Source organism: Brevibacillus fluminis (assembly GCF_003710825.1).
In the GTDB taxonomy this organism is placed as follows: Bacteria; Bacillota; Bacilli; order Brevibacillales; family Brevibacillaceae; genus Brevibacillus_D; species Brevibacillus_D fluminis.
The window spans coordinates 99,922-108,765 of the sequence record NZ_RHHQ01000002.1 but is presented as its reverse complement, the minus strand read 5'-3'; the positions used below and the strand labels follow the sequence as shown (position 1 = coordinate 108,765).

Annotated in this window: 3 protein-coding genes; all 3 read left to right on the top strand. The window is 42.4% G+C overall.

Annotation, left to right across the window (positions count from 1 at the left end; genetic code table 11):
• Positions 1–1,127, top strand: a 1,127-nt coding sequence (locus EDM56_RS00615; RefSeq protein ID WP_221175956.1) for a TolC family protein, incomplete at its 5' end; no start/stop codon positions are given.
• A 313-nt stretch (positions 1,128–1,440) separates the two neighbouring features.
• Entirely contained in the window at positions 1,441–4,710 is a 3,270-nt protein-coding gene (locus tag EDM56_RS00610; protein ID WP_122915937.1) for an S-layer homology domain-containing protein, read from the top strand.
• Between the two features lie 241 nt (positions 4,711–4,951).
• Positions 4,952–7,981: a toxin Cry1Ac domain D-VI-related protein gene (locus tag EDM56_RS00605; protein ID WP_122915936.1), complete on the top strand. Its 3,030-nt coding sequence runs from the start codon at positions 4,952–4,954 to the stop codon at positions 7,979–7,981.
• Positions 7,982–8,844: the final 863 nt, after the last annotated feature.

Below are 8,844 nucleotides of genomic sequence, written 5' to 3'. Positions count from 1 at the left end.
CAACAACAACAACAACAACACCAACAACACCAACAACAGCGCCAAAAGAAGTAGCGGCTAACACGCCGGCAACTCCAGCAACTACACCTGCAACAACGCCAGCTACTCAATCTCCGGCAGCAACCGGAAAATTGTCGATCCAATCGGCGATGGACCAAGCGCTCGCAACAAACACAACGCTGAAATCATTGCGCATCGATATCGACACTGCAGACATCAACGCTCGTCTGGTACACGAATCGGTTAGCGAGATCAAAGTGGATTTCATCGATTCGGTAGGAACGGCGCAAAACAAATACGTGAGCGATGCCAAATCCCAGCTCGCGAAAAAGCTGAACGCACTGTCCTACACAGCGACCGAAAGCAAAATCAAGCTCAGCGTGCAAAAAGCATACTACGATCTGGTGAATGCACAATCCCAGCTCGAGTTGAAAAAGCAAAGCTTGACGCGTGCGCAAACCCAATTGAAGGTAGCGAACGCATCCGTAGCAGTTGGAACACGCGCAAAAACAGACGTACTCCAGGCCGAGATGGGCGTATCCGGAGCACAAGCAGCACTCGTTTCTGCGGAAAATGCGGTTGAAGTGGCGCGTTTGACTCTCAATCAAACAATGGGCGTCGATTTGAGCAAGCAATGGGTGCTCACCGATAAAGACAAAATGGGAACCGTTACCGAGATGCCGCTTGAAGAAGCGACAGCGAAAGCGATCAAGGATCGCGTGGAAATGGCGCAAAGACAAGGTGACGTAGACGTAGCGCAATTGAACTATGATTTGATTGCAAAATACTCTGCTGCATCCACTTATAACGGTCAAATTGCCAAAAACGACATCGCAAAGGCCAAACTGGCGATCGAAGACCAAAAAACCAAAATTACAATGGAAGTAACGCAAAATTACTTTAACCTGAACGCAGCGAAAAAAGCCGTAGAGTTTAACCAAAAAGCGAAAGAATCGGCTGCAGAAAGCTACCGCTTGACCAACCTGCGTTTTGAGAACGGACTTGCTACTACCTTGGAAGTCATCCAGGCGGAAGAGGAATTGACGACAAAAGAGAACCAGTACCAAGATGCGCTGCATCAGTACCATTTGGCCGCAATGAATTACCAAACATCGATTGGCGAGTAATGTCGAAAAATAGTTTACTGGAAAAAGGTTGCGGATGACTTTAACCAAGGTGTCCCATATAATACAAGTTGTAGCGGTGATTAGAAACTGATGAGAAAATAATTAAAAAAAACTTTGGTTTGCACCGCAACTTTTTGAAACCTGAGGCGTTTAATAGAATGTCAAAGTAAATCGGGGAATTGTGCAAGAAATGATTCACGTAGTCTAGTAACTATGTTACACTAATGAATGTCCCATTTTCGATCTAACAAAAAACGCTAAATATTTCTAATCATTTACAAAATGCGATCCTGCGAAAGGAGGTGAAACGCGCTTGCAGGATTCGGGCGTTAATAAGAAAGATAAAGTAAAGAGAATGTTTCCCCAAGAACAATCTGATTATACTAGAGGAGGAGAATGTAAGGTTATGAAAAAGGTTGTTAATAGCGTATTGGCAAGTGCCCTCGCTCTTACTGTAGCACCAATGGTAGTAGGCGCAGAAGAAGCTACTCAAGCTCCACAAATGGATCCAGGTCTCCAAAAGACCGTTAAGCGCCTGGGTGCTTTGGGTCTGATTCAAGGTTATGGCAACGGTGACTACGGTACAGACCGCAGCATCACTCGCGCTGAGTTCGCTACTCTGGTAGTACGCGCTCGCGGTTTGGAAGAAGGCGCTAAACTGGCTCAATTCCAATCCAACTTCACTGACGTGAAACCTTCTGACTGGTTCTCCGGTTATGTAAACGTAGCGTCCGGTCAAGAAATCGTTAAAGGTTACACTGACCAAACTTTCAAAGCTGGCAACAACGTAACTTATGCTGAGGCAGTTGCTATGATCATCCGTTCCCTCGGTTACGATCCAGCTGTTAAAGGCGTATGGCCAAACAACTACATCGCGAAAGCTTCCGAGCTGGGTATCTCCAAAGGTATCAAAGTTACTCCAGACAAACCAGCTACTCGCGGTGACGTATTCATCATGCTCGACAACTCCTTGAACGTAGGTTTGATGAAGCAAGTTGAGTATGGTACAGACGTTCGTTTTGAAATCTACGATGGTAAAAACGGCAACGAAAAGAAAACTCTGTTGTCTGAATACCTGAACGTAGATGTTTACGACCAAGACTGGGCTAACAAAAACGGCAACAAGTCCGCAGACTTGCCATTTGTTAACAACGTACCAGTAATGGGTCTGGGCACTTTGAAAGCAAACGAAGTTTCTTTCACTGGTTCCGCTCTCAAAGGTACTTACAAAGTAGCTGACGGCATCAACGTTAACGGTTTCGTTGGCCAACACGTACAAGTGTGGGTAAAAGACGACCGTGAAGACTATGTAGTTTGGATGGAAAACTCCGATGATGAAGATGTACTGAACCTGCGTACTGACACCATCTACCTGAACGACAAAGTCATCTCTAACGGCGACAAATTGACTTCCGACAATCTCGAAGATTTCGAAATCAAATTTGACAACGACAAAACTTACTCTTTGGCTAAAAACGACAAAGGCAACGTTGATGTTAAAGTTGTTTACAACTTCAAAACATACAGCAAAGCTCTTGACGGTCTGAAATTGATCGCGGCTCTGAACGACAGCGTAGCAGCATCCGCTAAAGTTGTTCTGAACTCCGATGGCGACATCTCCTACATCAACGTATTCGACGACGGTACTGCTGACCAAACTCAAGCTGGCGTAAAATACGGTTCTGAAGTAATCGAGAAAGTCGATGCTACAAAACAAAAAATCACTAACCTGGAAGACGGTTCCTTCGATCTGAAAGACAAAGAAGAAGGTAAAGACTTCTTGGTTTACATCAATGGCGAGCTGAAAAAACTTGCTGACCTGCAACCTATGGACGTATACAGCGTGTACTATCCAGAAGGTAAAAAAGACAAGTACATCATCATGGCTAATCGCACAGTAGTTGAAGGTAAAGTAGACAAAGTTGAGTCCCGTAAAGATGACGACAACCGTCTGGTAATCGGCGACAAAACATACCGTGTTCGCAAAGGTGTAAGCTACTCCGACAACGCTAACAAAGACATCAAAAAACCAACCGGTACAGACCTGCGCGACAAACTGCGTGACCTGGACGGCGTAGATGTTAAAGTCTACCTCGATGCAGCTGGTCGTATCCGTCACTTGGAAACAAAAGACAATGTAAACGATCGTCGTTTCAAAGCAGTTGTTACGAAAGACGTTGTTTACGATACAAGCTCCGACAAATACACATTTGTTGCGTACACTGAAAAAGGTACAAAACAAACTGTAAGCCTGGAAGCTGAAGACATCGAGTGGGATTCCACTGGTGAAGAGTTGACTGATGCTGAGATCATGAAACAGCTCGTAACAATCGACTCTGACAAATCCGCTAAAAACTTGCACTTGGTTGAAATCACTTTGAACTCCAAAGGCGATGTAGACAAAGTAAAAGTTATGGACAAAACCAAACTGAATCCTCTCTCCGGTCAAGCGTGGGACGATGCTGCTGATGAAGACGGCATGGTGCTGAACGTTAAAGACGCTAACGGCAAAAAACAATCTTACGATGTAACTGACAGCACAGTTGTATTCGATATGACTGGTGATGTTAAAACTACAGGCGCTAGCCGTCATGAACTCCAAGACGTACGCGTAGCTAAGTTCAAATCCGTTGCTGATGACAACAAGAAAACTGTTTTCTACACAACTGATGACAACGAGCTGGAATATGTTTTCGTAGTTGACGGTGGTTCCGTATCCGACAACAACTCTTACGGTTACGTGAAAAACCTGTATGTTAAAGGTGGAGACGACCTCGTTGAGATCTTGACTCGTGAAAACGGCGAACTGAAATCCAACCTCTACAAATTGGATGGCAGCGTGAAAGATGCTCAAAAACGTTTCAACCGTTTTGACTTCATTGAGTATGGCCTGAACGGTGACAATGAAGTAATCATCAAAGATGCTGTACAAATCGTTAACGGTGCAAACGATAATCCAGACCAAGTATCTGTGTTGAAAGACATCACAAAAGCTGATCTGGATGATGTACGTACAGGTAAAGTAACGAAAGTTGATTCCAACAAAATCACTTTCACTTACCTGGACAAAGATGGTAAAGAGCAAAAAGATACCCTCTTCACAACTTCCAGCACTGCATTCTTCAACACTGATTTCGATGACATCACTAGCGTAAACGATGGCGATTACGTTGTAATGGTCGACACTGATGATGATGAGTCCAAATTGGACTACGTAGTAGTTATCGGCGATGAAGATGAAATCGACGAAAACGATTACGATATGAATAAATTCTTGGCTTATCCAAATGGATACACGCCAGAAGAGCCAACAGACTTGGTTAACTTTAAACTGGTAACTCCAACTGTTTACAACCAAGCTAATATGAAAGCATACCAAGTAGCTGGTGCTAAAGGCGCGGTTGATACTGAAAATGTTAAATCGCTGCAAGTAAAAATCGGAACCAAAACTTACGATGTAGAAGTGAATGCTGATGGTTCATTCGACACTGGTAAAAAATTGGTATTCGGTGATGTTACTTCCTACACGTTGGTTGTAACTGACAAAAACGATAAAGTAACTGAGCTGAAAAAGAACTTCTAATTTTTAAGTCAAATTAGAAGGACGCTCTTCACCTAGGTGAAGAGAATAGATTGACTTGGGACTTTGATAGATCGGTAGTCAGAGGGTCTTGTACCCTCTGATTGCCTACATAAGAGATCAGGTCGATCACTACACAGTTTACCCAATTGGACTGCAACACATACAACCAAGAAATTCGCATCATGGCAGTCCGAGTTTTATAAAAAGAGTCCTATCAAACATTTAGTTGGAGGGGTAGTACGTGAAAAACAAGAAGTTGGCACTGTCTGTCTTGTCTACAGCTGTTATAGCTAGCATGGCTTCTTCTGCATTTGCAGCAACACCTGGTTTCTACATCGGCGGAGAAGTTAAACATTTCTATAGCTTGGATTCTTTCTTCTCTTCTAAAAATAACTCTAAAATCGAAGACGAAGCTGACAAAGCTGGTCTCGACCATGTTGTTTACGTTGATGATGAAGGTAATGCAGCTACGTTGGACGACTTGCTTGAGTCCGGTGAGGATGCACTGACTGACGATCTAGAAGCAGTTTTCGGCGATGATATTACTGCTGATTACTCTTCTATCGATGAAAACGGTCAAGATTCTGGTACTGTAGAAACTCCACTCGACGGTCCAACTGTTGGTGATGTAACTGCAACTCCAGTTGACAGCAAAGTAACCATCGCTGGTACAACAAAAGATGCTAAAACTGTAGACGTAACTGTTATCGACAAAGATGGCAAAGACGTTGCTACAAAAACAGTTGACGTAAAAGACAACAAATTTAGCGCAGATTTTGCTGATCTGGCAGCTGGCGACTACACTTATGAAGTAATCGCAAGCAATGATGATGCTGATAGCAAAGTTAAAACTGGTAGCTTCAAAATTGCAGCTGCAGCTGAACTGAAAGTTGATAGCGTAAGTGCTATTAACAGCAAACAAGTTGAGTTGACTTTCAATAAAGAAGTAAAATCCGTTAAACCAGCTGATTTTACAATTACGAAAGTTTCTGATGGAACGCGTGTATTTGTAAGCAAAGCAGAAGTGAAAGCTGATAACAAGAAAGTTGTAACAGTTACATTGTTTGACGCGTTAGCATCTGGAAGTGAGTACAACGCTAATACAAAAAATGTTGTAGGTGCTGACGATAAAGTTATTACTGAAGATAACGATAAGTTTACCTACACCAAGGCAGATGTAAATGCAGTTTCCTTTACTTCTACTACAGTTGCACCTGGTACAAACTTGAAAGACGTTATCAAAGTAACTGACAAATTAGGCCGCGATGTAACCTCAGAGGTTGAACTTGAGTTTGCCTCCTCCGACGTTGGAGTTGTCGGATCGACTGGCCTTGTTGCTGGTAATGCTGATGGGAAAACAGTTGTTGTTAAGGTAACTGTTAAAGGTACTACAATTTCGACTGCAAACACAGTTCTTTATGTGAAAAATTCTACTCCTACCACGTTTGTTGGTTACCATATTGCTGCTAAAGCCGCAGGTAACTTCCCAGTTGGTACTACTGATGCATTTAAGGCACTTAAAGCTGAAGATGTAGTACATTCTGTCTACATGAATGAAACAAACAAGAATTTGGGCCTCTTCTATCTTGACCAGTTCGGTAAGAGTGTAGATGTTCAAGAGGATGGAAATGCTGACAATGTAACTTTTACAAACCTTACTCCTGAGGTTGTAATTGTTGGCAATAATGGCGTAATCACTCCTATTTCTGTAGGAACTGGTTATGTTAAAGCGAAAATCGGTAATGTTGAACAAACAGTTGCCATTGAAGTGAAAGCAACTCCTGTATTTAAGACGTTTGATGTTGAAAAATCTTCGGTAAGTACAACAGAAGGTTCTACTATTGCAGAATCGTTTAAACTGGTTTACAAAGATCAGTACAATAAAGACACAGCGGTTCCTGTTTCTGGTGTTGTAACTGCAGTTGTTGCTGATGCCACGATTGCTTCCGCAACGGTTTCCCCAGATAAATCGGCTGTTACTATTACTGGACTCAAAGCTGGTTCCACATCTGTTAAAGTAACTTACACAGACAACACTGATCCTTCTGTGAAGTTCGAAAAAGTTGTTAACATCACAGTAAGTGCAAAAGGTAACTTTGCAAATTACTCGGTTGAAGTTGACAAAACTAACTTGAACGTAGTTGATGATCAAGCGACAACTGTAAACGAATCAACGGCGACTGTTAAAGTGTACACTTTGGATGACAAAGGTCAAAAGCTTTCTGTTGTTCCTGCTGCCGACGTTAACCTTGTGTTGCTTGATAAAGATGGAAAAGAGATTAATCCTGCCACTGTAGTTGGAACAGAAACAGGATCCTTCATCACATTTAACGACAGTACTGATGTAGTATCTGCTAAAGCTGCTGGTACTGAAAGTATTGCGGTTAAAATTGGTAGCTTGACTCTGCAAAACGTGACATTTACTGTTGCTGACTCTACAGCTCAAGCTAAGTCTGTTGTATTTAACAATTCCAGCATTGCTGATGCTAAATTGAGCGATGATTTGGAGGATAAAATTCTTTCCTTGATCACCGTTAAAGACCAATATGGTAAAGATTTTAATGCCAATTTGCAACAAAGCAACCTGCAAATCAGTGTAACAAACATTGATGGTTTGACTTTGGACGCTGGCAACGTTATCACCGCACTGACTAAAGAAGGTGCAACTGCTGATATTGTTGTTACTGCTGTTAATGTAAACAATAAAAACCTCTTAACTACTCCAACTGTTATTAAGTTGAAAGTTAATGGCTATGACCAAATTGTTCAAGCTACTAAGGATGCTGTAGCTGCTTTGTTTACAGATGCTAATAAAACAGCTTTGGCAGTAGGCGTTGACCAAACAAAAGTTGATTCTGCAAAAACAAAAGTTAATGCTTTGTCTGATGCAACCTTGAAAGCAAGCCTTCTTACAGACGTGGCTAAAGCTCAAGATCTTTTGGATCAACAAATTGTTAACGCAGAAGTTTCTAAGTACAGCAACGCTGTTACAATTGCTAGCACGGTAGCAGCTAACACTCCTATTACTTCTTCTGTAGTTGCTCTTCAAGCAGGTCAAACTGCAACAACTGGTGTAAATGCAAATGTAACTGCAGTTAAAGCCCAAGATGGTTCTAGCGCTGCTAACTACTTAGGATTAGTAGGTAATGTTGTAAACCTGGTTGCTGTAAACAATACGGGTACTCCTGTTGTTGAAAAGGCGACTGTTACCCTTACTAAAGGGAATGCAACTAAAACTTTTGTTGTAGATGTTACTATCACTAATCAATAATCGAAACGTTACTTCATAAGCTTATGTAAAGCGAAAGAGGTGGAGAAAGCTCAATTCATTGAGTCTTGGGCTTTCTCTAACTATCTTGTTAAGTTGATTGGTGCGATTCCAATCCGTGAAAACAGTCTAATATTCACGCGCCTAATCCTCCTGCCCACGATTGTTTCTAACCGGATTCATCGTGTGAAGTCAGGTGAAGTCGTACTTGCTGGAATGCAAGGCGGGGCTCCTTAAAAGCAGACTATGGTCAGGCGACGAATCCATGTTGACCCAATTGAAGATAACTGTTGTCAGGTAAGTTGCTAGTGGTTTGACAACAGTCGATGTACCCACAATGGTACAGACGAAGCAGGCATAATTTAGGCTGTTAAACCTACTTTTCTTTGATTGTATAGTGGGGACCTAAGGTCTTGCAAAAGAAGGGATAGACAAGGTGGAACGTTTGAAGTCTTGCCGGAAGAGGCGGGTTAGCGCCAGTGAGGCCGGTAAGATGGCGGCGGGTTCGTAGTAGTGTTGATCGCATGCCGATTGAACCTGTAGTGGTAACACAGGCAGGGAGGGGAAAACTTGCGGGAGCGAAGGGACCCAGTCAGTTGTAGAATCTCAATCACATGACTTATTTCCCCAAAAAGTAAGTCAAACACGTAAAACGGTAGTCAATGTAGATGAATGTCTCGTTGGCTACCGTTTTTGTGTATAAAATTGGATGCTGACTGTTCAGAATTTGTTTAGTATTGGTTGGTATCATCAAAATGGGGAAATAAGGAGCAGATTAAGTGATTTGTATAAAAAAGAGATCGCTACAATTGATGGAACGCCGTGTGCGATGAAAGTCGCCCGCACGGTGTAGGCTCGGTTCGAAA